General features: G+C 65.1%; 23 protein-coding genes. 10 read left to right on the top strand and 13 right to left on the bottom strand.

Annotated elements, in window-relative coordinates; translation table 11 throughout:
- Position 1: 1 nt before the first annotated feature.
- On the top strand, positions 2–790 hold the full coding sequence (locus AX725_RS02135) for a DUF1295 domain-containing protein (protein WP_060979265.1): 789 nt from the start codon (positions 2–4) through the stop codon (positions 788–790).
- Between the two features lie 10 nt (positions 791–800).
- Here AX725_RS02135 and AX725_RS02130 read toward each other — a convergent pair whose 3' ends face one another.
- The 3 genes from AX725_RS02130 to AX725_RS02120 are packed head-to-tail and all read right to left on the bottom strand — an operon-like array spanning position 801 to position 3,910.
- Entirely contained in the window at positions 801–1,724 is a 924-nt protein-coding gene (locus tag AX725_RS02130) for an NAD(P)H-dependent flavin oxidoreductase (protein WP_060979264.1), read from the bottom strand.
- Complete coding sequence (locus AX725_RS02125) at positions 1,725–2,870, bottom strand: thiolase family protein (protein WP_060979263.1); 1,146 nt, start codon at positions 2,868–2,870, stop codon at positions 1,725–1,727.
- Entirely contained in the window at positions 2,867–3,910 is a 1,044-nt protein-coding gene (locus AX725_RS02120; protein ID WP_066114860.1) for an NAD(P)H-dependent amine dehydrogenase family protein, read from the bottom strand. The genes AX725_RS02125 and AX725_RS02120 overlap by 4 nt, the downstream gene beginning before the upstream one ends.
- Before the next feature lie 123 nt (positions 3,911–4,033).
- Here AX725_RS02120 and AX725_RS02115 point away from each other — a divergent pair, with 123 nt between their 5' ends.
- On the top strand, positions 4,034–5,737 hold the full coding sequence (locus tag AX725_RS02115; protein ID WP_060978002.1) for a class I adenylate-forming enzyme family protein: 1,704 nt from the start codon (positions 4,034–4,036) through the stop codon (positions 5,735–5,737).
- A 7-nt stretch (positions 5,738–5,744) separates the two neighbouring features.
- On the opposite strand, the gene AX725_RS02110 is transcribed toward AX725_RS02115, so the two are convergent.
- Positions 5,745–7,265, bottom strand: coding sequence for a carotenoid oxygenase family protein (locus AX725_RS02110; protein ID WP_230962517.1), 1,521 nt, complete (start codon positions 7,263–7,265; stop codon positions 5,745–5,747).
- Positions 7,266–7,394: 129 nt separating this feature from the next.
- Here AX725_RS02110 and AX725_RS02105 point away from each other — a divergent pair, with 129 nt between their 5' ends.
- The 6 genes from AX725_RS02105 to AX725_RS02080 all read left to right on the top strand — a co-directional run bounded on the left by AX725_RS02105 (position 7,395) and on the right by AX725_RS02080 (position 11,892).
- The gene (locus AX725_RS02105) at positions 7,395–7,916 is read left to right on the top strand and encodes a nuclear transport factor 2 family protein (protein WP_196490698.1); all 522 of its coding nucleotides are present in this window, start codon (positions 7,395–7,397) and stop codon (positions 7,914–7,916) included.
- Positions 7,917–7,980: 64 nt separating this feature from the next.
- Positions 7,981–8,946: a winged helix-turn-helix transcriptional regulator gene (locus AX725_RS02100; protein WP_060978043.1), complete on the top strand. Its 966-nt coding sequence runs from the start codon at positions 7,981–7,983 to the stop codon at positions 8,944–8,946.
- Positions 8,947–9,163: 217 nt separating this feature from the next.
- On the top strand, positions 9,164–10,057 hold the full coding sequence (locus tag AX725_RS02095) for an SDR family NAD(P)-dependent oxidoreductase (RefSeq protein ID WP_060978003.1): 894 nt from the start codon (positions 9,164–9,166) through the stop codon (positions 10,055–10,057).
- 2 nt (positions 10,058–10,059) lie between these two features.
- A complete protein-coding gene (locus AX725_RS02090) occupies positions 10,060–10,614 on the top strand; it encodes a nuclear transport factor 2 family protein (RefSeq protein ID WP_060978004.1) in 555 nt (184 codons plus the stop codon).
- On the top strand, positions 10,611–11,363 hold the full coding sequence (locus tag AX725_RS02085; RefSeq protein ID WP_060978005.1) for an SDR family oxidoreductase: 753 nt from the start codon (positions 10,611–10,613) through the stop codon (positions 11,361–11,363). The genes AX725_RS02090 and AX725_RS02085 overlap by 4 nt, the downstream gene beginning before the upstream one ends.
- Before the next feature lies 1 nt (position 11,364).
- Positions 11,365–11,892, top strand: coding sequence for a nuclear transport factor 2 family protein (locus AX725_RS02080; protein WP_060978006.1), 528 nt, complete (start codon positions 11,365–11,367; stop codon positions 11,890–11,892).
- A 79-nt stretch (positions 11,893–11,971) separates the two neighbouring features.
- Here the strand turns inward: AX725_RS02080 and AX725_RS02075 are convergent, their stop codons facing one another.
- The 9 genes from AX725_RS02075 to AX725_RS02035 form a co-directional block, all read right to left on the bottom strand.
- Positions 11,972–14,329 (bottom strand): TonB-dependent receptor, encoded by a 2,358-nt coding sequence (locus tag AX725_RS02075; protein ID WP_060978007.1) that lies wholly within the window; start codon positions 14,327–14,329, stop codon positions 11,972–11,974.
- Positions 14,330–14,503: 174 nt separating this feature from the next.
- Entirely contained in the window at positions 14,504–15,682 is a 1,179-nt protein-coding gene (pobA, locus tag AX725_RS02070; protein WP_060978008.1) for a 4-hydroxybenzoate 3-monooxygenase, read from the bottom strand.
- Entirely contained in the window at positions 15,679–16,620 is a 942-nt protein-coding gene (locus AX725_RS02065) for a Gfo/Idh/MocA family oxidoreductase (RefSeq protein ID WP_060978009.1), read from the bottom strand. The genes pobA and AX725_RS02065 overlap by 4 nt, the downstream gene beginning before the upstream one ends.
- 42 nt (positions 16,621–16,662) lie before the next feature.
- Positions 16,663–17,058, bottom strand: coding sequence for a hypothetical protein (locus tag AX725_RS02060; RefSeq protein ID WP_066117832.1), 396 nt, complete (start codon positions 17,056–17,058; stop codon positions 16,663–16,665).
- A 74-nt stretch (positions 17,059–17,132) separates the two neighbouring features.
- The gene (locus AX725_RS02055) at positions 17,133–17,972 is read right to left on the bottom strand and encodes a class III extradiol dioxygenase subunit beta (protein ID WP_060978011.1); all 840 of its coding nucleotides are present in this window, start codon (positions 17,970–17,972) and stop codon (positions 17,133–17,135) included.
- The gene (gene ligA, locus AX725_RS02050; protein WP_060978012.1) at positions 17,973–18,380 is read right to left on the bottom strand and encodes a protocatechuate 4,5-dioxygenase subunit alpha; all 408 of its coding nucleotides are present in this window, start codon (positions 18,378–18,380) and stop codon (positions 17,973–17,975) included.
- Complete coding sequence (locus tag AX725_RS02045) at positions 18,377–19,402, bottom strand: amidohydrolase family protein (protein ID WP_060978013.1); 1,026 nt, start codon at positions 19,400–19,402, stop codon at positions 18,377–18,379. Before AX725_RS02045 ends, ligA begins: the two co-directional genes overlap by 4 nt.
- A complete protein-coding gene (locus tag AX725_RS02040; protein ID WP_060978014.1) occupies positions 19,399–20,262 on the bottom strand; it encodes an NAD(P)-dependent oxidoreductase in 864 nt (287 codons plus the stop codon). Before AX725_RS02040 ends, AX725_RS02045 begins: the two co-directional genes overlap by 4 nt.
- A gap of 54 nt (positions 20,263–20,316) precedes the next feature.
- Entirely contained in the window at positions 20,317–21,522 is a 1,206-nt protein-coding gene (locus tag AX725_RS02035) for a LysR family transcriptional regulator (protein ID WP_060978015.1), read from the bottom strand.
- 96 nt (positions 21,523–21,618) lie between these two features.
- On the opposite strand from AX725_RS02035, the gene ligK reads away from it, so the two are divergent.
- Together ligK and AX725_RS02025 are read left to right on the top strand one after the other, a co-directional pair.
- Positions 21,619–22,290: a 4-carboxy-4-hydroxy-2-oxoadipate aldolase/oxaloacetate decarboxylase gene (gene ligK, locus AX725_RS02030; RefSeq protein ID WP_060978016.1), complete on the top strand. Its 672-nt coding sequence runs from the start codon at positions 21,619–21,621 to the stop codon at positions 22,288–22,290.
- Between the two features lie 165 nt (positions 22,291–22,455).
- Positions 22,456–23,490 carry a 4-oxalomesaconate tautomerase gene (locus tag AX725_RS02025; RefSeq protein WP_060978017.1) on the top strand — a complete coding sequence of 345 codons (1,035 nt, stop codon included), beginning with the start codon at positions 22,456–22,458 and terminating at the stop codon, positions 23,488–23,490.
- Positions 23,491–23,591 lie beyond the last annotated feature (101 nt).

The raw sequence follows: 23,591 nt of genomic DNA, 5'->3' as shown, positions 1-23,591 counted from the left end.
GATGCTGACGATTCTCGCGATCAATGCGGCTGTGCTGGCCGCATGCTTTGTCGCGCTATGGCTGATCTGTCTGGGGACGCGCGATGTTACCCCGGTGGACAGCTTCTGGGCCTGGGGCATGCTGGTGATGGCCGCTTCCACTTTTGTTCAAGCCGAGGGCGATCCGACGCGGATGCTGATGTTGCTCGCCATCTGCGGCCTGTGGGCGGCGCGGCTGGGGACGTTCATGCTCTGGCGCTGGCGCAGCCATGGGCCCGACCGGCGCTATTCGGCGCTGCTCGGCAAGGCGCAGCAGCACAAGGGCTGGAGCTTCGCGCGCGCCTCGGGCCAACTGGTCTTCGCCACGCAAGCCCCGCTGCTCTTCATCGTCTGCCTGCCGGTGCAGCTGGGCCAGATCGATGCCGCGCCGCCGGTCGGAACGCTGGGCATGATCGGCGCAAGCATCGCATTGTTCGGTATCGCGTTCGAGACGATCGGCGATGCGCAGCTCGTGGCGTTCAAGGCGAAGCCCGAGAACCAGGGCAAGCTGATGACCAGCGGCCTGTGGCGCTATACCCGCCACCCCAATTATTTCGGCGATGCGACGACCTGGTGGGGCCTGTGGCTGATCGCGGCGGAAACCTCGACGGGCCTTGCTGCGATCATCGGACCCGTGCTGCTGACCTGGACGCTGATGAAATGGTCGGGCGCGCCGACGGTGGAAAAGCGGCTCGCCAAGACGCGCGAGGGCTATGCCGAATATGTCGCGCGCACCTCGGGCTTCATCCCGATGCCTCCCAGGCGCGGCTGAAACCGGCGGGTCAGTTGGTCTCGGCCCGCTGACCCAGCCGCTCGGCGGCGGCGCGGAAGCCGGTCTCGATCTCGTCGACTATTGCGCTCACCGGCTCAACGCTGCGCACCGTGCCGACGCCCTGCCCTGCCGCCCAGAGATCCTTCCACTTGGCATGCGGATCGCCGCCATAATCGCGCGTGGCGGGCTTGCCGAGGTCCTTCGGGTCATAGCCGCAGGCGACCAGTGAGGGGATCAGCCAGGACGCGGGCGTGCCTGTAATGGCGGGGCTGACCACGAGATCCTCGATATGGCTGTCGACCACCATCTGCTTGTAGCCCGGCACCGCCATGCTCTCTTTCGCCGCGAGGAAGCGTGTGCCCATGTACACCAGGTCCGCCCCGGCGGCGATCGCGCCCGCCAGCGCCGCGCCATCGGCGATGCCACCGCCGACGCAGATGATGCCGTCGAACTCGGCGCGCAGCGCGGTGATGAAGGCGAAGGGGGAGAGGAAGCCGGTATGCCCGCCCGCGCCCGCCGAGACGCAGACCAGTCCATCTGCGCCCGCCGCCGCTGCCTTGCGCCCCAAAGCCACCGAGATCACGTCCGCCAGCACGATGCCGCCATAGGCGTGGACGGTATCCACCGCCGGCGCCGGGCTGCCCAGCGCCGTAATCACGATCGGCGGCTTGTGCTTCGCAATCAGCGCCAGGTCATCGGCGAGCCGCTGGTTGCTGCTGTGCGTGACAAGGTTTGCCGCCCAGAGGCCGGGCGCGCCTTCCGTCTCCGCCGCGATCCGCGTCATCCACGCATCGAGGTCCGCCGCCGTTCGGCAATTGGGCGTGGGAAAGGCCCCGATAATGCCCGCGCGCGCCGCCGCGATCACCATTTCTGGGCCGGACACCAGGAACATCGGCGCGGCCACCACCGGCAGGCGCAATTTGTCGATTTTCATTCAGATACGCTCCACTATGGTTGCCACGCCCACGCCCTGCGCCCCGGTCGCGACGACCAGGCCCAAAGTGCCGCCGGATTCGGTCAGCGCGTCGATCAGGGTCGAGAGCAGCACGCCGCCAGTCGCGCCCATCGGGTGGCCTTTGGCGACATGACCGCCGCTGACGTTCACCTTGCTCGGGTCGGGCGCGCGGTCGCGCAGGAACTTGGCATGGGTGACCGCAAAGGCTTCCATGAACTCGATTCGGTCCATATCCGCGAGCGTCAAACCGGCCTTGGCCAGCGCCTTGTCCATGGCAGCAAAGCCGGCGGTCAGCGAATCCCAGGGATCGCCCCCGACCTCCTGATGCGCGACGATGCGCGCGATCGCGCCTTCGCGCGGGCCGATCAGCGCCAGCGCCGCGCCATCGGTCATCGGCGGGGCATGCGCGACGGTGTGGCGATGGTCGATCTGCCGGTCGCCCAGAATGTCGCGATAGGCTTCGGCCAGCGGGGGGAAGGCAGGCGGCAAGGATTGCAGCCGCTCGAGCGTCATCGGCCGCACCGCTTCCTCGCGGTCCAGCCCCGCCACCGCGATGCGCGAGGCGAGCAGGCCCGGCTTGGCCTCTGCCGCTGCGGCGCGTGCCTGCGATTCCAGCGCGACCGCATCGAGTTCAGCGCGCGATATCCCCTCCTTCTCCGCGAGCAGATCGGCGGCGAGCGCGACCTGGATGTAGCGCCGGTCGGGCGGCATGTCGGTGGCGGTATAATAATCCGCCTTGTCGGCCATGAAGGCGACTTTGGACAGCATCTCCACCCCGCCGCCCAGCGCCCATTGCGCCTGGCCCGAGGCGACCGAGGCTGCCGCTGCCCCAACTGCCGACAGGCCCGAGGCGCAGAAATTGTTGAGCGTGTGCACCGCGACGCCATCGGGCAGCTCGGCCTTGAACTTGGAAACCAGCGCGATGTGGCCGCCCTGCGCCCCAACCTGGCCGACACAGCCCAGCGTCATGCGCTCGGCGCGCCCGCGCGGATCGTGCCCCCGCGCCTCCATCGCATCGACCAGATGCGCGACCAGCCCGTGCGGCGTCTCGCTGGCCAGCCCGCCATCGGGGCGCGCCTTGCCGCGCGGGGTGCGCAAGGCGACGTGCAGATAGGCCTCGCTCATGCCGGGGCTCTCCACGCGCTGGGGGGCTGAAAGGCGAACAGGCCGGGCGGCGCGGCAATCACGGCGGGGATGGCGTTGATCGCCACCGCGACGGTCGCATCGGTCAGCGCGCGCGACGGCGGCGCGGTCGGATCGGATTCGGTAATGTCCATGGTCAGATGGATATTGGGCCGCCCCTCGATGCGCACATCCCAATGCCCGCGCCCGCCCTCGTGCAGCCCGGGATCGGCGGTCCACAGGATCGACAGGGTGAAGCGCGCGCCGCACGCATAATGCGCGGTCCAGCGCCATTCGGTCGCGGCAACCGTACCCCTGGGGATGGTCCCTGCCGGAATGACGATATCCGCTGGGGCAAGCGTGAGCTGATGATCCGGGTCGATTCGTTCGACCGATGTACCCATCTGGTACCCAGCGAACACCAGCACCTCGGAAAACAGCGCGCGATACAGTTCGGCCAGCGGGCCGGTGCGGATGTCGCGGACGGCAGGATCGCTGCCCAGCCCCATCAGTTCGAACACGAAGGCGGCGCTCGCCATGGCCGAAGCATCGACCGTTTCGCTGACCCGGATATGCTCGACCTCGACCGACATGGCGGTGGCGGCGAGCGCGATGCGTTCGACGATCATGCCAGGGCTGACCCCGACCCCCGCCAGCGTCGCCCCGCCCTCGATCGCGGCGCGGTGCAGCCGTTCGGCATAATCCGGCCCTTGTGCAGCAGGCCAGTGGAAGCCGGCGGTGGAGATCACATTCTTGCCCGATCGCAGCAGCGCCTCGACATCCGGCACCAGCGCGTCATAGGGCAAGGTGATGCGCGGCGTGTGGATCACGACATCGGCGTCCGTTGCCAGCGTCTGCGCCAGGTCGTTCGTCGTCAGCACCCCGGTCAGCGGACGCCGGGCGATCTCGCCGGCATCCTTGCCCGCCTTGTCTGCCGAATAGACATGCACGCCCGCCAATGTCAGCGCGGGATCGTTGATGATCCGGCGCAACGCGGTGCGCCCCATCGCGCCGGTCGCCCATTGAATGACATTGCAGGTCATGCCCGCCCTCCCCTTCTGCCGTCTCTTCTGGAAGCCGAATAATCGCACTCCGCGCCGCAGCTCTGGCTTGCCTTGGGCTTAGGTATCTTTATGAAAGTTGTAAAGCACAGACAGGAGAGAGCGATGTTTCTGACCCCGGCAGAGAGGATTGCGGACTATCAGGCGCGCGGCTGGTGGGAGGGGAAAAGCGTCGATGCGCTGTTTTGCAAAGCGGTGGCCGAACGCGGCGACGCGCTGGCGCTGGTCGATCCGCTTAACCGCGACACGCTCGACGGATGCGCGCCCGAACGGCTGAGCTGGACCGAACTCGATGCCAGGGTCGACACGATGGCCGCCGCGCTGATCGAACTGGGGCTGAAGCGCGACGACGTGGTCTGCGCACAGCTGCCCAACACCGTCGATGCGGTGATCCTGTTCCTCGCGGTCGCGCGGCTGGGGCTGATCATCAGCCCGATCGTGATGCAGTATCGCGAGCATGAGCTGGGCCATATCCTCTCGCTCACCGATGCCCGCGCCTTCGTCACCGTGCCCGCCTTTCATGGCCATGACTATGCAGCGATGGCGGCGGGACTGATCGCCCAGCGCCCCGGCATGATGCTGCTGACCATGGGAGCGGCTGAGCATGGCGCCGACCTCAAGGCCCTCGCTGCCAGTGCCGATCCGGCGAGCGTCGCTCCCTGGTGCGCCGCGCATCCGGTGCAGGGCGGCGAGGTGCTGACCATCTGCTGGACCTCCGGCACCGAGGCGCGGCCCAAGGGCGTGCCGCGCGATCACAACCATTGGCTGCTCAACGCTAAGGTGGTCGTCTGGGGCACCGGCATGCAGCCGGGCGATGTACTGCTCAACCCCTTTCCGCTGGTCAATATCGCCTCGATCGGCGGGCTGATGCTGCCCTGGCTCGAGGTGCGTGGCACGATGGTGCTGCACCATCCGTTCGACCTAGGCGTGTTCCTGAAGCAGATCGCGGCCGAGCGCGTCACCTATACCATCGCCCCGCCTGCGGTACTGACCGCCTTGCTCAAGCAGCCGCAGATCGCCGCGTCGGTGGACCTGTCCTCACTGCGCGCGATTGGCAGCGGATCGGCTCCGCTCACGCCTTGGCTGATCGAAGGCTGGGCAGAGACGCACGGGATCGAAATCTGCAACATCTTCGGATCGAACGAGGGCATGGCTCTGATGTCCTCGCCCGGCGACGTGCCCGACCGGGCCGAACGCGCGCATTATTTCCCGCGTTTCGGCGCCGAAGGAGTGGAGTGGGACAGCCCCGTCTCTGCGGTCATGCGCACGAGGCTGGTCGATCCCGATACCGGCGCGATCATCACCGAGCCGGGCCAGCCCGGCGAGATGCACATTGCAGGCGGCACGGTCATCTCGGGCTATTGGCGCTCGCCCGAGCTCAATGCGGCGAGCTTCGACGGCGAATGGTTCCGCACCGGCGACCTGTTCGAGATCGCGGGAGATGGCGCGCTGTCGCGCTTCTACCGTTTTGTCGGACGCTCGAAGGAGATCATCGTGCGCGGCGGGGTGAACATCTCCCCGGCGGAGATCGACGAGCTGCTGGTCAGCCTGCCGGGTGTGCGCGAGGCGGCGAGCGTTGGTATTCCCGATGCCGATCTAGGCGAGCGGATTGCGGTCGCGGTGGTGGTCGATGACGGCGTCACCCCGCCCGATGTTGCGGCGGTCGGCGCGCATCTCGCAGCGGCGGGCGTGGCGGTGTTCAAGCGGCCCGAGCGGCTGGTCGTTCTGCCCGCATTGCCGCGCAACGCGATGAACAAGGTAGTGCGCGCCGATCTGCGCGCGGCGGTGCTGGCGGCGCTGGAGAGTTAGGCGGCGCTCAGGCCGCCGTCGCCATCATCCGTTCGCGCCGCGCTGCCCGCTCGCGCAGCGCTTGCTTGTCGCGCTCCAGCACCTCGCGCTCAACCCAGTGCGAGTGCGTGCCGCTGCTGATCTTGTGCGGCAGCGCGATGCGGCAGATGGGGCCATCGGCAAAGCGCTTGCAGTCGATGATGATGCACTCGGACGTGCCCTGGTTCTCGTCGATCACAAAGCTCACCAGATAGCCGTCATCCTCGTCCTCTGCTCCCACGCGCGGGGCGAACGGCGCTTCGGAGGCATAGCGGCCCTCGGGCAGCGTGATCGTGGTCGATTCGCCGGTTTCCAGGTCGTGCTTGACGAAGCCGTTGAACAGGAACCAGCCGGGCCTGGTCGTGGTCGAATAGGCATAGCGATAGGGCTGCGCCAGATAGCGCTGGTTGATCATGCCGAATTCGACCAGCTGATCGCCCAGCGACTGCTCGCGCGTCTCGCCGGTCCGCAAGTTGAACCGCCAGCGGTGGAGCGTGGGCCGGAAGCTGTTCTCGTCGATATGCGCCATCATCGCGCCCAGCCCGCCATCGTGCGGCAGCGGATCGGGCGTGGGATTGTTCTGGAAATAGCCGTCGAGCACCACCTCGTCGCCCTCTTCCCAGGCGTTCAACCAGTGCAGCACATAGGTCGGCGCGGCATCGAACCAGCGGATGTCGCTGGGGTCGTTGCGGTTCACCAGCGCGAAGCGTGAGGGCAGATCGTGCAGCCGCACCGCATGGATATTGTGTTCGAGCAGCGCCTCGTCCCAGAAGACCGGGAAGTCGTTGAGGATCGCCCAGTTCTCACTGAACGCCATGTCGTGCGGCAGGCGCGGCCCCGGCAGCGGCACCGGCGTGTAGCTCTTGAGCCTGCCGTCGGCATCGACCACGCCATAATGCATGTACGGCGCGTGCTTCGAATAGTTGAAGAACAGCAGTTCGCCGGTGCGCTCATCCACCTTGGGATGCGCCGAGATCCCGTCGATCGGCACCCAGGGCGCGGGGCCCAGCTGCTCGAGCGTTTCGGGGTCCATCACATAGCCCTCGCCGCACTGGTAGAAGGTGGCGATCGCCTGGCCAGCATGGACGATGATGTCGGTCGAGGCGCTGTCCTTCAGGCTGCCATGCGCGCCGAAACCGGGGCGGCGCGACAGGCTGGGCTTGTCCTGCAGGCCGCCCCAGAGCGATCCGCCCGCCTCCTGCTCCGCCTGGAAGCAGCGCGAGCGGACGAAACGGTTGCGATAATGCGCCTTGCCGCGGCGGAAATCGATCTGGTGGATCATCCCGTCGCCATCAAACGGATGATATTTGCCCAGCGGCTGGTGGATCTGGTTTTCGGTGTTGCGGAGATAAATGCCGTCGAGATCTTCCGGTATCGCGCCTTCGATCACCTCGAGGTCATAGGCGTTGACCTCTTCGTGCTGGGGTGTCCAGGCTCCGGTCAGATACGGGTGGTTGCTCGGCTGCAATGTGCTGCGGATCGCGGGCAGCCGCTCAATCTTCATGACCATGTCCTCGCCTCTTCCCTGGCTTTTTCGAATGTGTTCCCCGGATAGCAGAATGGTCTGGTTACGCAAGTCTCTTTGCGATACACCGTGCATGCAGGCCGGGATCACCGGCCGCATCAACCGGAGGATGCCATGACGAAATTCCGTATCGCCGCGAGCATGTTCGTGGCCGTTGCAGGGCTGATGCTGCCCGGCGCGGCTGCGGCCGAAACCGCCCCGGCACCCGCCGCCCCCAAGGAGAGCACCATGACCGACCCCAAGATTGCCGTTGTCGAGAAGATGATCGACGCCTGGAACCGCCGCGACTGGAAGCTGGTGGGCGATCTGTTCGCCGAGGATGGCGTGCTGCATTCGATGATGATCGAGCCGGTCAACGGCCGCCCCGCCATTGCCGAGCGGATCAACGCGCTGGGCGCGGGCATCGAGAGCATCACGCTGCACATTCACAATATCGGCCGCATCGGCGATGTCGTCGTGATCGAGCGGACCGACGAGTTCGTGTACAAGGGCCATCACGGCAAGGTGCCGGTGGTCGGAATCCTCGAGGTCGAGGGCGATCATGTGAAGGTCTGGCGCGAATATTACGACCGCGCCGAGCTGCTGCGCGAAATGGGCATCGGCGAAGAATTTCACAAACCCGCTGCGGCGCATTGAATAACAAGGGCATGCCGGAGCGAAAGGCTCGACGTATCGCTCCGGCGTGCTTATTGTGGTGGGCGTGACTGTTGAACCACAACTCATTCGTACCTGCTCGATCTGGCGGGCGCTCGAAGTGGTGGGCGATGCGCCCACGGTGCTGGTGATCGAGGCGATTTGGCTGGGCACCCGCCGCTTCGATGCGCTGCGCAAGCGCACCGGCCTGCTGAAAGCGTTGCTCAGCGACCGGCTCAAGCGGCTGATCGCCAATGGCATGATCGAGAAATGCCTGAGCAGCGACGGCGGCAACCGGCACGAATATGTGCTGACGCAAAAGGGTCGCGATCTCTACTGGACCTCGCTGATGCTGCTGCGCTGGGAACAGCGCTGGGGCGCGGGCCGCACCAAGCTGCGCGTCGAACTGACGCACAAAAGCTGCGGCCATGTGTTCGAGCCAGAGCCCGCATGCAAGGCGTGCAACCAGACGATCGATGCGACGCAGATGGAATGGGAACCCGGCCCCGGCGTCGGCATGATGGAGCCGGTCTATTCGCGCCGCCGCCAGCAGCGCGAGACGACCGAAAGCGCGGCGACCCTGTTCGATGAGGCCGCGCGGATCATGGGCGACCGCTGGGCTAGCCTGATCATGCGGTCGATCTTCACCAACATCAACCGGTTCGACGACATCCGCCGCGACACCGCGATCGCCACCAACATCCTCGCCGAACGGCTCGCCTGGCTGACCTCGATCGGCGTGATCCGGCAGGAGCAATATATCGAAAGCCCGCCGCGCTTCGAATATCGCCTGCGCCGCAAGGGCGTCGATTATTACCCGGCGCTGCTGATGCTGATGATGTGGGGCGACAAGTATTTCTGCTCGCCCAACGGCCCGCCGGTGCTGCTCACCCACCGCAATTGCGGCCACAGGCTCGAACCCCAGGTGGTCTGCTCGCACTGCCGCGAACCGCTCGAGGCACATGAGGTCGATTTCCGGCTGATCGAGGTGGCGGGCGATGCGGCGGAGGAGCGCCAAGCGGTTTCGGCGTAAAGGCACTGCTCTGGCTTCATTTCTTATCGTCACCCCCGCGCAGGCGGGGGTCCCGCTATGTCGGATAGGGTGAAGAAAGCGGGATTCCCGCGTTCGCGGGAATGACGGGATTGCGCTAGGATGGGATGCGCTGTGACAACCCTGGCCCCACCCGCATTTATCACTTTCATTATCATACCAAACTGGCTAGCCTCGCTTCAGCGGGAGAGAGAAAGCCATGGATTCCAGCGTCGAACGCGCGGTCATCGTCACGGGTGCGGGCAAGGGCCTGGGCGCAGCCTTTGCCAAGGCACTGGCATCCGAAGGCACGGCGGTGCTGGTCAACAACCGGCTGCGCAAGGGCCAGCCAGACAGTGCAGGTGCGGTCGCCGACAGCATTCGCGCCAACGGAGGTAGAGCCCTCGCCAACTATCAGGACATCGCTGCCCCCGGCGCGGCCCAGGCGCTGGTCAAGGCTGCGCTCGAGGCGTTCGGGCGGATCGATGCCATCGTATTCAACGCCGGGATTATCGGCCCGGCGGCCAAGCTGCCCGATATGGACATGACGGCGCTTGGCGAGGTGCTGAATACCAATTTCGTGGCGCAGGTCGCGCTCGCCCAGGCCGCGCTGCCGCATCTGCTGCAGGGCCCCGCCGGGCGGATGGTGTTCGTGTCCTCCTCCGCCGGGCTGCATGGGGTGCGCGGGCGCATTCCCTATGCCGCGTCCAAGGGCGCGCTCAATTCCATGGCGCTAACCCTGGCCGACGAACTGAAGCGCACGCCGATCAGGGTGAACGTGCTGTGCCCCTATGCGTCGACACCCATGACCGCGCAGGATGGCGTCGCGGGCGATCCCCGGCTCGATCCGGCTTATGCAGCGGGAATGGCCGCCTATCTCGCGAGCGAGGCGTGCAGCGTCAACGGCCAGATCTTCCTCGCCGGGGGCCGTCGCTATCGCCGCGCGCACATGGTCGAGGGGCGCGGTGCTTCCGCCCCCGATGACAGCACCACCTGGGTGGCAGAGCATCTCGAGCAGATCGCGTCGATGGACGGCGCGCGCGAATTTCCGGGTGCCGAGAGCGCCTTTGCCGATCTTTACGCCAGCATAGACATAACCAGTACCGGAGAATGAGGATGCGATTGACCGTGGAACAACTGCTCGACCGGCAGGAGATAGAGGACATATTGATCGGCTATGCGCGCGGCGCCGACCGCGCCGATGTCGACCTGATCCGCGCCGCCTATCATCCCGATGCGATCGAGGATCATGGCGGGGTCTATGTCGGCCCCGCCTCCGACTATGTCGCGCTGATGGCGAAGATCCTGCCCACCGCGCCGCTGATGTCGCACCTGTGCACCAACATCTCGGTCGAGTTCGTCGAGGCCGATCTTGCGGTCACCGAATGCTATTTCCTCACCTTCTCGCGCCGCGAGTCCGAGAGCGGATCGTTCGACAGCCTGACCATGGCGCGCTGCGTCGACCGGTTCGAGCGGCGCGACGGCGCCTGGAAGATCGCGCATCGCCGCCTCGCCTGGGAATGGAACCATGAAATGCCGATCAACGAGACCTGGGGTCGCGGCATGATCATCCCCGATATGGGCAAGGCTGTGCGCGGCGCGAAAAAGCCCGATGACATTCTCTACGGCGCCTGGGCGCGTCAGCGCAGCGGTGAGGAGATCGCAGCATGAAGATCGAAGGATGCACCGCCATCGTCACAGGCGCCAATCGTGGCATCGGCTTCGGTTTTGTCGAGGAGCTGCTCGATCAGGGCGCGGCCCGGGTCTATCTCGGCGCGCGCCAGCTCGCCGATGCCGAGGAAGCCGCGCGCAGCACGGGCGACACCCGTGTCGTGCCGGTCCAGCTCGATGTCACCAAGGCTGAGGATGTAGCCGCCGTCGCGGCGCACTGTACCGATGTCGATCTGGTGGTGAACAATGCCGGGGCCTTCCATCGCCAGACGCTGCTCGAAGCCGAGGACATGAGCTTCGCGCGCAACGAGATGGACACCAACTATTTCGGCATGCTGGCGATGGTCCGCGCCTTTGCGCCGGTGCTCAAGGCCAATGGCGGCGGCGCGATCGTCAACGTGCTGTCCGCCGGCGGAATCTGCGCAGTGCCGAACATGGGCGGCTACAGCCCCAGCAAGTTCGCCGCGCGCGCCGCGAGCGACTGCCTGCGCGCCGAGCTCGAACCGCAGGGCACGCATGTCGCCGCATTGATCGTCGGATCGGTCGACACGCGCATGGCCGAGCATGTCACCTGGCAGGCCAAGTCGAGCCCGCGCGACATCGGCAAGGCAGGGCTCATGGCCGCCGCACGCAAGGTCGACGAGCTTGATACCGACCCGCATGCCGAGTCCGTTCGCGCCTTCCTGGCGCGTGATCCGTACACATTGAAGCGCTCGATGGCCAAGGCGCTGCACGACGGGAGGCGCTGAGATGAAATATGCCAACACTCTGGAGACGATGCTCGCCAAGCAGGACATTGCCGATTGCCTCGCCCGCTATGCGCGCGGCGTCGATCGCGCCGATGGCGAGCTGCTGCACAGCTGCTATTTCGACGACAGCATCGAGGAGCATGGTTCGAGCTATTCGGGCCCGGCGCGCGCCTATATCGACGGCGCGATCCAGCGGATGCAGGGCGGCGACGTGATGGGGCATTACCTGTGCAACCTGCATGTCGAGTTCGAGAGCGACACCCTCGCCTATGCCGAATGCTATGTCCTTACCTTCGCGCGCTTCCCCAAGGACGGGGAGCGCTGGGACACGCTGACCGGCGGGCGCATCGTCGACCGGTTCGAGAAGCGCGACGGCGAATGGCGCATCGCGCATCGCAAGATCACGCTCGACTGGAATCGCGACATGCCGATGGCGGAAACCTGGTGCCTGGGGCTGTTCAAGCCCGAGGACCCGCGCATGCATATCGGCGAAAAGGGCAAGGGGGACTTGAGCTACAGCCGCTTCTGACCCCGCCCGGTCAGGCCAAAACAAAAGGGGCAGCCGGATCGCACCGGCTGCCCCTTTCTTTTCAGCCTGGTCAGGCCGTTCAGAACTTGACGGAGACCTCTGCACCGTATTGGCGGGGGGCGCCCAGACGGCTGACTTCATCGCCGAAGAACGCGATGATGTTGGTGCGATACAGCGTGTTGGTGAGGTTGCGGCCCCAGAGCGAGAAGGTGATGTTGCCATTGCCCGGGGTGAACGAGACGCGGCTGCCCAGCTGGCCATAGCCGCCTTCGCGCTGCAGATTGTCGGGTGCCCAGAACAGCCGCGCCTGGTGGCTGTAATTGACGTTGAAGCGCAGCGCGTCCGACCAGTCGCCAATATCGGTGACGAAATCCGCCGCGACATTCCACTGCGCCTTGGGCGTCCGCTGAAGGAAGTTGCCCGAATTGTCGTTGCCGAGCGAATCGATGAACGCGATATATTTGGTGTCGAGTAGCGTCAGGCCGCCCGACAGCGTCAGCCCCGTCGCCACCGCGACGGTCGCTTCGGCCTCGATGCCCTGGATCTTCGCGTCCGCCGCATTGTCGGTGATGTTGCACAGGCACGCCGCAGAGGTCTGGGTGACCTGCAGGTTCTTGTACTTCATGTCGAACAGCGCGACGTTCAGCCGCAATCTGCGGTCGAACAGGTCGAGCTTGCCGCCAATTTCGAAGCTGGTCACGGTTTCAGGGTCATAGCTCGATACCGCCGCTGCCGCATTGGCTGGATCGTCCTCGAAGCCGCCGCCCTTGTAGCCAGTCGAGAAGGTGCCGTAGAACAGCATGTCATCATTGGGCTTGAACTCGATCGTCGCCTGCGGCGTGATCTCGCTCCAGCTGTCCGAATAGCGTGCGGTAAAGCTCTGGCCTTCGCGGAACGTGCCCGCCAGAGGGGTCAGTGCAACCTGATCATTGGGGTTGAACTTGTCGCCGCCTTCGGTCGCCGTGCCGGTCACGATGCCCGACTTGCGATCTTTCGAATAGCGGATGCCCGCGACCACACGCAGCTTGGGCGAGAAGCGATAACCCAGCTGGCCGAAAAACGCATAGCTCTCGTTCGTCGCGCGGTTGTCCCAGCGGCTTTCGCCCGACAGGGTGGTGAGCACCGTCAACGGCACTTCGGCCCAGAACCGGTCGAGCTTGCGCACCTTGTCATGCTGGTAATAGGCACCGAAAATCCAGTCGAAACCGCGATCGGACTGTTCCTCGGACACCACGCGCAGTTCCTGGCTGAACTGGCGGATATCCTCGTCCTCGTTGACCGGGAAGGTGAACAGCGTCGGCGAAATGACGCCAAAGCCGTTATCGGGGCCGATGCCGGTCTGATCATAGACGTTGAACGCCTCGCCCTTGCGATAGCCGGTGATCGAGGAGAGCGTGCCGAACCCGCCGAGCCCCTGGTCCATGCGCAGCGACAGGCCCCAGGCCTCGCGGTTGAGCTGTTGCGGCGTATCGGCGGTGTCGCCCTTGTAGCGCGGCCATTCGGGCAGGCCTTCGCGCAGTTTGAGCGGGCGGCCCCGGATCGTCCCGATGGCGGCGCGCGCGGCGCTCCACGGGCCAGAGCCTGCAGCGGGGCCATCGATCGCGACCGAGTGGAAGCCGTTCGATTTGTCCTTGGTGTAATCGAACACCAGCCGCGCGGTGAAATCGCTGTCGTCGGGTTCGACCATCAATTGGCCGCGGAACTGGATGCTGTCGACATCGTCGAGATCGACATCGTGCAGCAGATCCTGGTTGAAGCCATCACGGTTGCGATACTGGAAGCTCAGGCGCCCGGTCAGCGGACCGCTGATCGTGCCGGTAATGTGCCCGCGCGCCAGCTTCTCGTTGTAATTGCCATAGGATACCGCGAGCGAACCACCGGTATCGGCCTGGGGCCGCGCGCTGTAGATGCTGATCGCGCCGCCGACGACGTTGCGGCCCAGCAGCACCCCCTGCGGCCCGCGTACCACCTCGACCCGCTCGATATCGTACATGTCGAAATTGAACAGGCCCGAGCGGCCGACATAGACGTCATCGACGAAGATGCCGATCGACTGGTCCGCCGAAGGGCTGTCGAGCCGGGTGTTGGTGATACCGCGAATGTTGAATTCCTGATCGATCGGCGACAGCGCGGTAAAGCTGAGCGACGTCGCCTGCCCGGCCAGGTCCTCGAAGCTCAGGATGCGCGCGGTCTCGATCGATTCCGCGCTGAATGCCGAGATGGCTGCCGAGGTATCCTGCACCGTCGAATCGCGGCGCTGCGCGGTCACGACGATATCGGCGATCTGCGGTCCCTGGCTGTCCTGCTCGCTCCCGGCCTGCTCACCGGCGTTCTGCGCGGCGGCAGGTGCGGCGACCGCTGCCATTAGCGCCAGGCCGATCGCGGTCATCGAAAAACGGTTGAATCGGCAACGCGCAACAAGATTGTGCTTCAGCATCAATCAGTTCCTCCCCTCAATGCCAGCGCTTGTCGCCGGTCACTTGCAATACTAGACCTATGATAAAGGTTCGTCAATGCAAGTTACTGTTGCCGTTACGGGAACATGGCAAAACGCCCGACCAGCAGGGCTGACCGGGCGCGGGGAAACAGGCAAAATGGGGATATCGGCCCGTCAGACGGGCAGACCGACATAGTTTTCCGCAATCGCGGTCTGCATCGCGGGTGATCGGGACAGGTAATCCATCTCCGCCACCTGCATCTGCCGCTCGAACGCGTTCTGGTCGGGGAAGCTGTGCATCAGCTTGGTCAGTGACCAGCTGAACCGTTCCGACTTCCAGATGCGTGCCAGGGCGCGGTCGCGATAGCCGAGCAGCGCGGTCTCATCCTTGCGCTTGTAATGCGCGATGATCGCATCCGAGAGATAGAGTACGTCCGATGCGGCAAGGTTGAGCCCCTTGGCGCCGGTCGGCGGCACGATATGCGCCGCATCGCCCGCCAGGAACAGCCGCCCGTAATGCATCGTCTCGAACACATAGGACCGCAACGGCGCGATCGACATTTCGAGCGCCGGGCCACGCGTCACGCCATGCTGCGAGATGGTGTTGAAGCGCAGTTCCAGCTCGTCCCACAGCCGGTCCTCGGGCCAGTCCTCGATCTTCTCGGTCAGCGGCACCTGGATGTAATAGCGGCTGCGCGTCGGCGATCGCATCGAGGCGAGCGCAAAACCGCGCGGACCGTTGGCATAGATCAGCTCGTCATGGCAGGGCGGCACATCGGCCAGGATGCCAAGCCAGCCGAACGGGTATTCGTGCATATACTCGCGCGCCAAGCTGGCTGGAATCGCGCGGCGCGAGGGGCCGTGAAAGCCGTCGCAACCGGCAATGAAATCGCACTCCAGCGTCACCGGCACGCCATCCTTGGTATAGGTGACCTTGGGATGCGCGCTTTCGACGCCGTGCAGCGCCAGATCGCCTGCCTCGAACACGATCTCGAGCTCGCGCTGCGGCGCGGCGGCGATCAGGTCGCGGGTCAGCTCGGTCTGGCCATAGACGACCACGGTCTTGCCGGTCAGCGCCTTGATGTCGATGCGGACCATCTGGTCGCCATCGGCGAGGTTGAAGCCGTCCTCGACCATGGCCTCGCGGTTCATCCGTTCGTCCAGCCCCAGCCGGTGCATGAGATCGGTGGTCACCGTCTCGAGCACCCCTGCCCTGATCCGGCTCTCGACATGCTCGCGGCTCGCGCGTTCAAGCAGCACGCAATCAATGCCTTCGGCCTTGAGCAGGTGGCCGAGCAGCAGCCCGGCAGGGCCCGACCCGATGATCGCGACCTGGGTGCGACGCGCGGTCATGCGAGCAACTGCGCTTCGAGTTCGCCGAGCACCCGGTAGCAATCGAGCACCTGTGCGACCGAGCTGTTGGGCTCGCGGCCTTCGCGGATGGCGGCAATGAATTCGCGGTCCTGCAGTTCGATGCCGTTCATCGAGACGTCGACCTGGCTCACATCGATCGGCTCTTCCTTGCCGTTTACGAGGTCATCGTAGCGCGCGATATAGGTGGCGGTGTCGCCGATATAGCGGAAGAAGGTGCCGAGCGGCCCGTCATTGTTGAAGCTCAGCGACAGCGTGCAGATCGCGCCGCTTTCGCTCTTGAGCTGGATCGACATGTCCATCGCGATGCCGAGATCGGGATGGTGCGGCCCTTCGAGCACGTTCGCCTTGACGATGCGGCCTGCCTGATAGGCGAACAGGTCGACCGTGTGCGCGGCATGGTGCCACAGCAGATGGTCGGTCCAGCTGCGCGGCTCGCCTTTCGCGTTCATGTTCTTGCGGCGGAAGAAATAGGTCTGCACGTCCATCTGCTGGACGTTGAACTCACCCGCCTTGATGCGGTTGTGGACGTACTGGTGGCTGGGGTTGAAGCGCCGGGTATGGCCGACCATGCAGACGAGCCCGGTTTCCTGTTGCTTCGCCAGGACCGCCTGGCTGTCCGCCCAGCTGTCCGCCAGCGGAATTTCGACCTGCACATGCTTGCCCGCGTTCATGCAGGCGATCGCCTGAGCGGCGTGCATCTGGGTCGGCGTGCAGAGGATCACGGCATCGACATCGTCGCGCGCCAGCGCCTCGTCGAGCTCGGTCGTCGCGTGGATCGCGCCATATTTCTGCGCGACGGCTTCAGCCTGTTCGAGGCGGCGGCTGACGATCGAGACGATCTCGACCCCGTCGATCAGCTTCAAACCATCCAGATGCTTTTCGCCAAACGCTCCGGCGCCGGCAAGGGCAATACGCATGAGACACTCCTGTTCATCGATGCGGTGCCCGGATCGAGCACCTCAAACGGCAATTTTCCAATCGACCTCATATCGCTCGATCAAATCCTGCATCACCGTCTTGAATTCGATGAAGCAGTCGTGAACCCGGTCAAACGACGCCATGAAATCGGGACCATCGAGCACCAGCGTTTCGATCGGGTGCTGTTCCTGATGTCTGGCGAGCTTGGCCCGGCAAACCTCGACCGTAGCCTTGAGCACCCGAGCATCCCGCCTGCTCATTCCCAAATCATGGTTTGCCAAATTAACCATCTCGGTTAAGCATAATCCGAGCTGGCGACGATATGATGCGTAGCTTGCTTTCCAGTCCTCCGGCTGGTTTTCGACAATAGACCGAAGCTCAAAAGCGAGACGATCCAGTTCCTTTATTACGGCAGTCAACACGATATGCTGTGACATGACGCTCTCCTTGCCTTTCGGCACAATGGGGACTTCCCCATGCGAGAGCGTCAATTACAGACATTGAGAAATCCCTAATTTGGGGCCAATACGATATGGCCAATGGCGGTGTTGCTGCAGGGCACGTGATAATGGCGGTGCAGCGTCTTCACGCGCTGGCCCAGCGCACCGCGCATGATCAGCCACATCACCATCTCGATGCCTTCCGATCCGGTTTCGCGCAGATACTCGATATGCGGGATATGGCGGACGGCATCATCGTCGGCCTCGAGCAGGTCGAGAAAGCGGTTGTCCCATTCGGGGTTGATCAGGCCCGCACGCGCGCCCTGAAGCTGGTGGCTCATCCCGCCGGTACCCCAGATCTGCACGTTCAAGTCCTCGGGGAAGCTTTCCACCGCGCGCGCGATCGCCTCGCCCAGCGCCCAGCAGCGGTTGCCCGATGGCGGCGGATAGGTGACGACATTGACCGCGAGCGGAATCACCGTGGTCGGCCATTGCTCGCACGCGCCGAACATCATGCTCAAGGGCACGGTGAGACCATGGTCGACATCCATCTCGTTGATGATCGTCATGTCGAATTCATCGAGGATCAGGCTCTGCGCGATATGCCAGGCGAGATCGGGATGACCGGTGACATCGGGCACCTTGCGCGGCCCCCAGCCTTCGTCCGCCGGCTTGTATCGCTCGCCGCAGCCGATCGCGAAGGTCGGGATGAACTTCATGTCGAAGGCCGATGCATGGTCGTTATAGACCAGGATCACGACATCGGGCTTTTCCTGCTTCTCCCAGTCGCGGGTCCAGTCATAGCCCGCGAAAATGGGGCCGAAATAGTCGTCGCGCTCCTTGCCCTGGTCGTGCGCCACGCCCAGCAGCGGCACATGGCTGCTGCCCACACCTGCGGTAATCCGGGCCATCTATCGTCCCTCCCTGATCGAACGGACGCCTTGCGGAGAACGGCCGCCGTCGAGCATCATCTGGCGATATTCGGGCCAGCTCATGTCGGTCATCGTGCTGACCGCCTCGGCAAAGGCGATGCCGTCGGTCGAGAACAGCTTGGACAGGAAATAGATGTTCCCGCCCATGTCGAGCAGCGCGTTGTAATCACGCGCCAGCACCGCCAGCTTGGCCTCCTCGCTGATCGCCCATTCGTCGAGATAGGCGCGCTCGTCGGCCTTGAACCGCTCGCGATTCTCGGGCTTCATCAGGCTCATCGCGAACTGGTTGAGGTGATAGCCCTGCCGCGCACGCTTGGCCGTGAACACGCGGGTGCCGGGAATGTCGTCGAACTCGGCGAGATAGGCGTGAATGTCCTGATGGCTCACAGTCCGCGCTCCCTCAGTTTCGCGTCGAGCCGGGGGAAGACGCGGCGGGCATTGCCCTCGAAGATCATGTGCCGCTCCTCATCGCTGATATCGAGCGCATCGACATAGCGCTTGGTATCGTCGAAATAATGGCCGGTGGTGGGATCGATGCCGCGCACCGCGCCGACCATCTCGCTGCCGAACAGGATGTTCTTGTTGTCGATCACATCGGCGAGCAGATCGATGCCGGGCTGGTGATAGACGCAGGTGTCGAAGAAGATGTTGTTCATCAGATGCGTGTCGAGCGCGGGCTTCTTGAGCATGTCGGCCAGCCCCCGATAGCGCCCCCAGTGATAGGGCACCGCGCCGCCACCATGCGGGATGATGAAGCGCAGGGTCGGGAAATCGGCAAAAAGGTCGCCCTCGAGCAGCTGCATGAAGGCGATGGTGTCCGCCGCGATATAATAGCCGCCGGTGGCGTGCATCGCCGGGTTGCAGCTCCCCGAGACATGGATCATCGCCGGGACGTCGAGCTCGACCATCTTTTCGTAGAAAGGGTACCAGTAACGGTCGGTCAGCGGCGGATGAGTGAAATGACCGCCGCCCGGATCGGGATTGAGGTTGCAGCCGATAAAGCCGAGCTCGGTGACGCAGCGTTCGAGCTCCTCGATCGAGCCCGCCATGTCGGCCTTCGGGCTTTGCGGCAACATGCACACGCCGACAAAGGTCTCGGGGAACAGGCCGACGACGCGCGCGATCAGGTCATTGCAGCGCCGCGCCCATTCGCGCGCCACTGCCTCATCTCCGACATGCGGCGCCATGGCTGAGGCGCGCGGCGAGAAGATCGTGAGGTCCGCTCCGCGCTCCTTGATCAGGCGCAACTGGTTCGCCTCGATCGTTTCGCGGATCTCGTCGTCCGAGATTTCGGGATAGGGCGGGCACGGCGTCCCGGCCTTGAACGCGGCCTTCTGTTCCTCGCGCCAGGCGTCATGTGCCTTGGGCAGGACCGTGTAATGGCCGTGGCAGTCGATGATCAAAGTCATGCGGTTCTCTTGAGCTGGGGCGTTTCGAGTGCGGCGAGCTTGGCCTGCAGGCCATCGGGCGGCGACATGCGGAGCGTGCCAATCTCGCGCTGGCGCTGGATCGTGCCGCGCGACATCACGGGGTCGACACCCAGATCGGCGAGCGTCGCGGCAACCTCTTCCATCTCGGCGGCGCGGCGAAGCCCGTGCGCCATCATCCGGTCGAGATTGTAATCAAACCGCTCGGCCCAGCTTTGCTGCTTCCAGCTGGCATCGAGCGAGGCGGTGACGGCATCGAGCACGCCCGCCTGGGCTGCCGCGAGCGCGCATTCCGCAGAGAGCGCCTCCAGCCCCTTGACCATCACCGACCGGATCATCTTGATCGCGCTTGCCTGACCGACTGCGTCACCGGCATTGGAAACATTTGCAAAGCCAAGCGCCTGCAGCGTTTGGACGGCCCCGGCGGCGTGCGGACCAGATACCAGCAGCGGCACGTTGCGACGCTGCGGCAGCACCGGCGCCATCACCGCGACATCAGCATAACGCCCGCCCGCTGCCTCGATCACGGTGGCTGCTTCCGCCTTGGAATTGGGGGCAACACTGTTCATGTCGAGCCACAACGCGCCGGGCCGCAGCATCGGCGCATAGGCTCTTGCCGCAATAACGGCCTCATCGGCAGTCACCAGACACAGCACGACTTGGGCATCGGCCAGCGCGGTGGCGACCTCCTCCTCGCCCTGCACCCCGGCCTCGGCATAGGCGGCGAGCATCGCGCCGCGTTCTGCCAGCAGGTCGGTCTTGCGATCGAACGCGCGTGCGCCTGACCACGCAAAGGCCCTGCCCACCTCGCCAAAGCCGATAAAGGTTGCGTTCAACGTCATGCCAGCGGCCTAGGCGATGGCACGCCCCCGCCACCAATCCAATTGAGCTGCCGCTTATTGGTTTTCGTGAAGTCTTGTTTCATACGATGCGAGATGGATCAGATCGATCAGCCGCTGCTGCGCCTGAGTCGGCCGCCATCCACGCCGCGTGGTGAGGCCGATGGTACGCACGGTGCCGGGCAGATCGACATCGATCCGCACCAGCATCTCAGCATCCAGTTCGACCGAAATCTGGTCGGGCGACAGCAGCGTCAGCAGGTCGCTCTGCATGATCAGGCCGCGGATCACCATTACCGACCCGCATTCGACCGGCACCGGCGGCGGATCGCCCGCGAACAGCGCCTGCCAGTGCGCGCGCAGGGGCGTGCCCTGCGGCCCCACCACCCAGGATTGCGCCTGCAGTTCAGCGAGCTCGACCCGTCGTCCGGCGAGCGGATGGCCCTTGCGCGCGAACACCGCGAGCCGATCGGTGAACAGCGGCACCTGTTCGACATCGGCGGGCGGCGTCTCGCGCAGCGCGCCGATGGTGAGGTCGATCACGCCATCGAGCAGCGGATCGATCAGCTCACGCCAAGAGCCCTCGATCACGTCGACAACCGTGCCAGGGCAATCATCAAGAAAACGCGCAATCGCGCGTGGTACGACGAGCGCGCGGCTGAGCGGCATCGCACCGATCGCGATGCGGGTCGCCGGATGCGCTTCCCCCAAAGCCTCGGCAATTCCGGCAGCGAGCTCGCCCGACGCCAGGCGCACGCCGCGCGCCATCGCCCGCCCTGCGGGGGTCAGCGCCATGCCGCGTCCGCGCCGCTCGGCGAGGATCTGACCGCTGATCTGCTCGAGCTCGCGCACCGCGCGGTGGATGCCGGGCTGAGACAGCCCGCTCGCCAGCGCGGCGCCTGCGAACCCCTGTGCATCCGCAAAATGCAGGAATGCCTGAAGCTGCGTGCTCGTCATCAGCTGCTCGGGGCGGGAAAAGCCGCGCGTCCCTGCCCGGCCCTGCCGCCGCACTGCCGCTGCCAGATGCACGAACGCCCGCTCGACGCGCTCGGCGAGCGCCTCGCCCGCCAGGGTCGGCTCGACCCCGCCCGAATGCCGGTCGAACAGCAGCACGCCCAATTGCCGCTCGAGCTTGGCCATGCCCTGGGTCAGCGCCGGTTGCGACAGCCCCGCCGCCTCCGCCGCGCGGTTGAGGCTGCGCAAGGACACGACGCTGACCAGCGCGCGCAGATGCCGCAAATTGAGATCGAAGGGCTGGATCATGGACACAACACATAGCAAAATCTTATTACCCGTCCATAATCTGGATTGGCATGAGACAGGCGCGCGGGGCCACGGCAGGAGCAAAGGAGCATCGCCATGGGAATTGTCGTCCAGAATATCGAACGCACCGATCTTGTGCTGGTGGATGGGCTTGCAAGCGCAGGCGTCGCCACGGTGCACGAGGCGCAGGGCCGGACCGGCCTGCTGGCGCATCATATGCGGCCGATCTATTCCGGCGCGCGGATTGCGGGCAATGCGGTCACCATCTCGGCCCCTCCTGGCGACAACTGGATGATCCATGTCGCGATCGAGCAGTTGCAGCCCGGCGACATCCTCGTCCTCGCGCCCACCAGCCCGTGCGTCGACGGGTATTTCGGCGACCTGCTCGCGACCAGCGCGATGGCGCGCGGTTGCCGGGGTCTGGTGATTGATGCCGGCGTGCGCGACGTGCGTGACCTGACGCAGATGGGCTTTCCCGTCTGGTCCAAGGCGGTGTTCGCCCAAGGCACGGTCAAGAACACGCTGGGCAGCGTCAATGTGCCGATCGTCTGTGCGGGTGCAGCGATCGAACCGGGTGATGTGATCGTCGCCGATGACGATGGCGTGTGTGTGGTCAAGCGCGCCGATGCTGCGGCCGTGCTGGAGAAAGCGCAGGCGCGCGAAGCCGCCGAAGAGGCCAAGCGCCAGCGGCTCGCGGCGGGCGAACTGGGCCTCGATATCTACAACATGCGGCCGCGCCTCGCCGAAATGGGCCTGAAATATGTGTGAGCTGGCGTCACGATCCCTCTCCCTTCGGGAGAGGGAAGGGGCCCACGCGGCGCAGGCGTGTGGGAAGGGTGAGGGTGAGGCCGGCCACATCGCCCTCACCCTTCCGGCGCTTTGCGCCTCCCTCCCTCTCCCGGCGGGAGAGGGAATGTGAACAGCGCCCGCTGCATGTGGATGCGTGGAGGGACGTCCAAGGGCGGCTATTTCCTGAAATCCGACCTTCCCGCCGATAGCGCCGAGCGCGATGCGTTCCTGCTGCGCGTCATGGGATCGCCTGACCCGCGCCAGATCGACGGCATGGGCGGCGCGGATCCGCTGACCAGCAAGGTCGCGGTGGTGAGCAAATCCGATCGTCCGGGCGTCGATGTCGATTATCTGTTCCTGCAGGTGTTCGTCGATCAGGCGATCGTCACAGATGCGCAGAATTGCGGCAACATCCTGGCTGGCATAGGCCCGTTCGCCATCGAGCGCGGGCTGGTCCAACCGACCGGCGATGTAACGCGCGTCGCGATCTTCATGGAAAATACCGGCCAGGTCGCCGTCGCCAGCATTGCGACGCCCGGCGGCACGGTCACCTACGAAGGCGATGCGGCGATCAGCGGCGTGCCCGGCACCGCAGCACCCATCCCCCTCGCCTTTCGCGATACCGCAGGCTCCTCTTGCGGCGCGCTGCTGCCCACGGGCCATGGCGTCGACGAGATCGATGGCGTCGCGGTGACGATGATCGACAACGGCATGCCCTGCGTCGTCATCGCCGCCGAGGACATGGGCATAACCGGCTATGAGGACCGCGATACGCTCGACGCTGACGCCGCGATGAAAGCCAGGGTCGAGGCGATCCGGCTGAGGGCCGGGCCGCTGATGAACCTGGGCGATGTATCGGCCAAGTCGGTGCCCAAGATGATGCTGGTCGCGGCGCCGCGCGAAGGCGGTGCGATCGCGGTACGCTCGCTGATCCCGCACCGCGTCCATGCCTCGATCGGCGTGCTCGGCGCGGTCAGCGTCGCGACCGCCTGTCTGATCGAGGGATCGCCCGCCGCAAAGGTGGCAAAAGTTCCCGATGGCGCGTCCAAGACTCTGGGGGTCGAGCATCCGACCGGCGTCACCGAATGCGTCGTCACCGTGGACGAGCAGGGCCAGCCGGTCGAGGCGGGCATGCTGCGCACCGCGCGCAAGCTGATGGATGGCGAGGTTTTCGGGTGAATATGCGCCACTCGCCCTCACCCTTCCCAAGCCTGACGGCGCGGGCCCCTTCCCTCTCCCGGTGGGAGAGGGAGGGAGGCGCGAAGCGCCGGAAGGGTGAG

The organism is Blastomonas sp. CCH9-A1 (assembly GCF_001557175.1).
Classification (GTDB): domain Bacteria; phylum Pseudomonadota; class Alphaproteobacteria; order Sphingomonadales; family Sphingomonadaceae; genus Blastomonas; species Blastomonas delafieldii_A.
This window is presented reverse-complemented; position numbering and strand designations above follow the sequence as displayed.

Bases quoted from the DNA above. Each gene is read 5' to 3' on its own strand.
- AX725_RS02135 (WP_060979265.1), top strand. From the start codon at position 2: ATGCTGACGATTCTCGCGATCAATGCGGCTGTGCTGGCCGCATGCTTT.
- AX725_RS02130 (WP_060979264.1), bottom strand. From the start codon at position 1,724: ATGAAAATCGACAAATTGCGCCTGCCGGTGGTGGCCGCGCCGATGTTC.
- AX725_RS02125 (WP_060979263.1), bottom strand. From the start codon at position 2,870: ATGAGCGAGGCCTATCTGCACGTCGCCTTGCGCACCCCGCGCGGCAAG.
- AX725_RS02120 (WP_066114860.1), bottom strand. From the start codon at position 3,910: ATGACCTGCAATGTCATTCAATGGGCGACCGGCGCGATGGGGCGCACC.
- AX725_RS02115 (WP_060978002.1), top strand. From the start codon at position 4,034: ATGTTTCTGACCCCGGCAGAGAGGATTGCGGACTATCAGGCGCGCGGC.
- AX725_RS02110 (WP_230962517.1), bottom strand. From the start codon at position 7,265: ATGGTCATGAAGATTGAGCGGCTGCCCGCGATCCGCAGCACATTGCAG.
- AX725_RS02105 (WP_196490698.1), top strand. From the start codon at position 7,395: ATGACGAAATTCCGTATCGCCGCGAGCATGTTCGTGGCCGTTGCAGGG.
- AX725_RS02095 (WP_060978003.1), top strand. From the start codon at position 9,164: ATGGATTCCAGCGTCGAACGCGCGGTCATCGTCACGGGTGCGGGCAAG.
- AX725_RS02090 (WP_060978004.1), top strand. From the start codon at position 10,060: ATGCGATTGACCGTGGAACAACTGCTCGACCGGCAGGAGATAGAGGAC.
- AX725_RS02085 (WP_060978005.1), top strand. From the start codon at position 10,611: ATGAAGATCGAAGGATGCACCGCCATCGTCACAGGCGCCAATCGTGGC.
- AX725_RS02080 (WP_060978006.1), top strand. From the start codon at position 11,365: ATGAAATATGCCAACACTCTGGAGACGATGCTCGCCAAGCAGGACATT.
- AX725_RS02075 (WP_060978007.1), bottom strand. From the start codon at position 14,329: ATGCTGAAGCACAATCTTGTTGCGCGTTGCCGATTCAACCGTTTTTCG.
- pobA (WP_060978008.1), bottom strand. From the start codon at position 15,682: ATGACCGCGCGTCGCACCCAGGTCGCGATCATCGGGTCGGGCCCTGCC.
- AX725_RS02065 (WP_060978009.1), bottom strand. From the start codon at position 16,620: ATGCGTATTGCCCTTGCCGGCGCCGGAGCGTTTGGCGAAAAGCATCTG.
- AX725_RS02060 (WP_066117832.1), bottom strand. From the start codon at position 17,058: ATGTCACAGCATATCGTGTTGACTGCCGTAATAAAGGAACTGGATCGT.
- AX725_RS02055 (WP_060978011.1), bottom strand. From the start codon at position 17,972: ATGGCCCGGATTACCGCAGGTGTGGGCAGCAGCCATGTGCCGCTGCTG.
- AX725_RS02045 (WP_060978013.1), bottom strand. From the start codon at position 19,402: ATGACTTTGATCATCGACTGCCACGGCCATTACACGGTCCTGCCCAAG.
- AX725_RS02040 (WP_060978014.1), bottom strand. From the start codon at position 20,262: ATGACGTTGAACGCAACCTTTATCGGCTTTGGCGAGGTGGGCAGGGCC.
- AX725_RS02035 (WP_060978015.1), bottom strand. From the start codon at position 21,522: ATGATCCAGCCCTTCGATCTCAATTTGCGGCATCTGCGCGCGCTGGTC.
- ligK (WP_060978016.1), top strand. From the start codon at position 21,619: ATGGGAATTGTCGTCCAGAATATCGAACGCACCGATCTTGTGCTGGTG.
- AX725_RS02025 (WP_060978017.1), top strand. From the start codon at position 22,456: ATGTGGATGCGTGGAGGGACGTCCAAGGGCGGCTATTTCCTGAAATCC.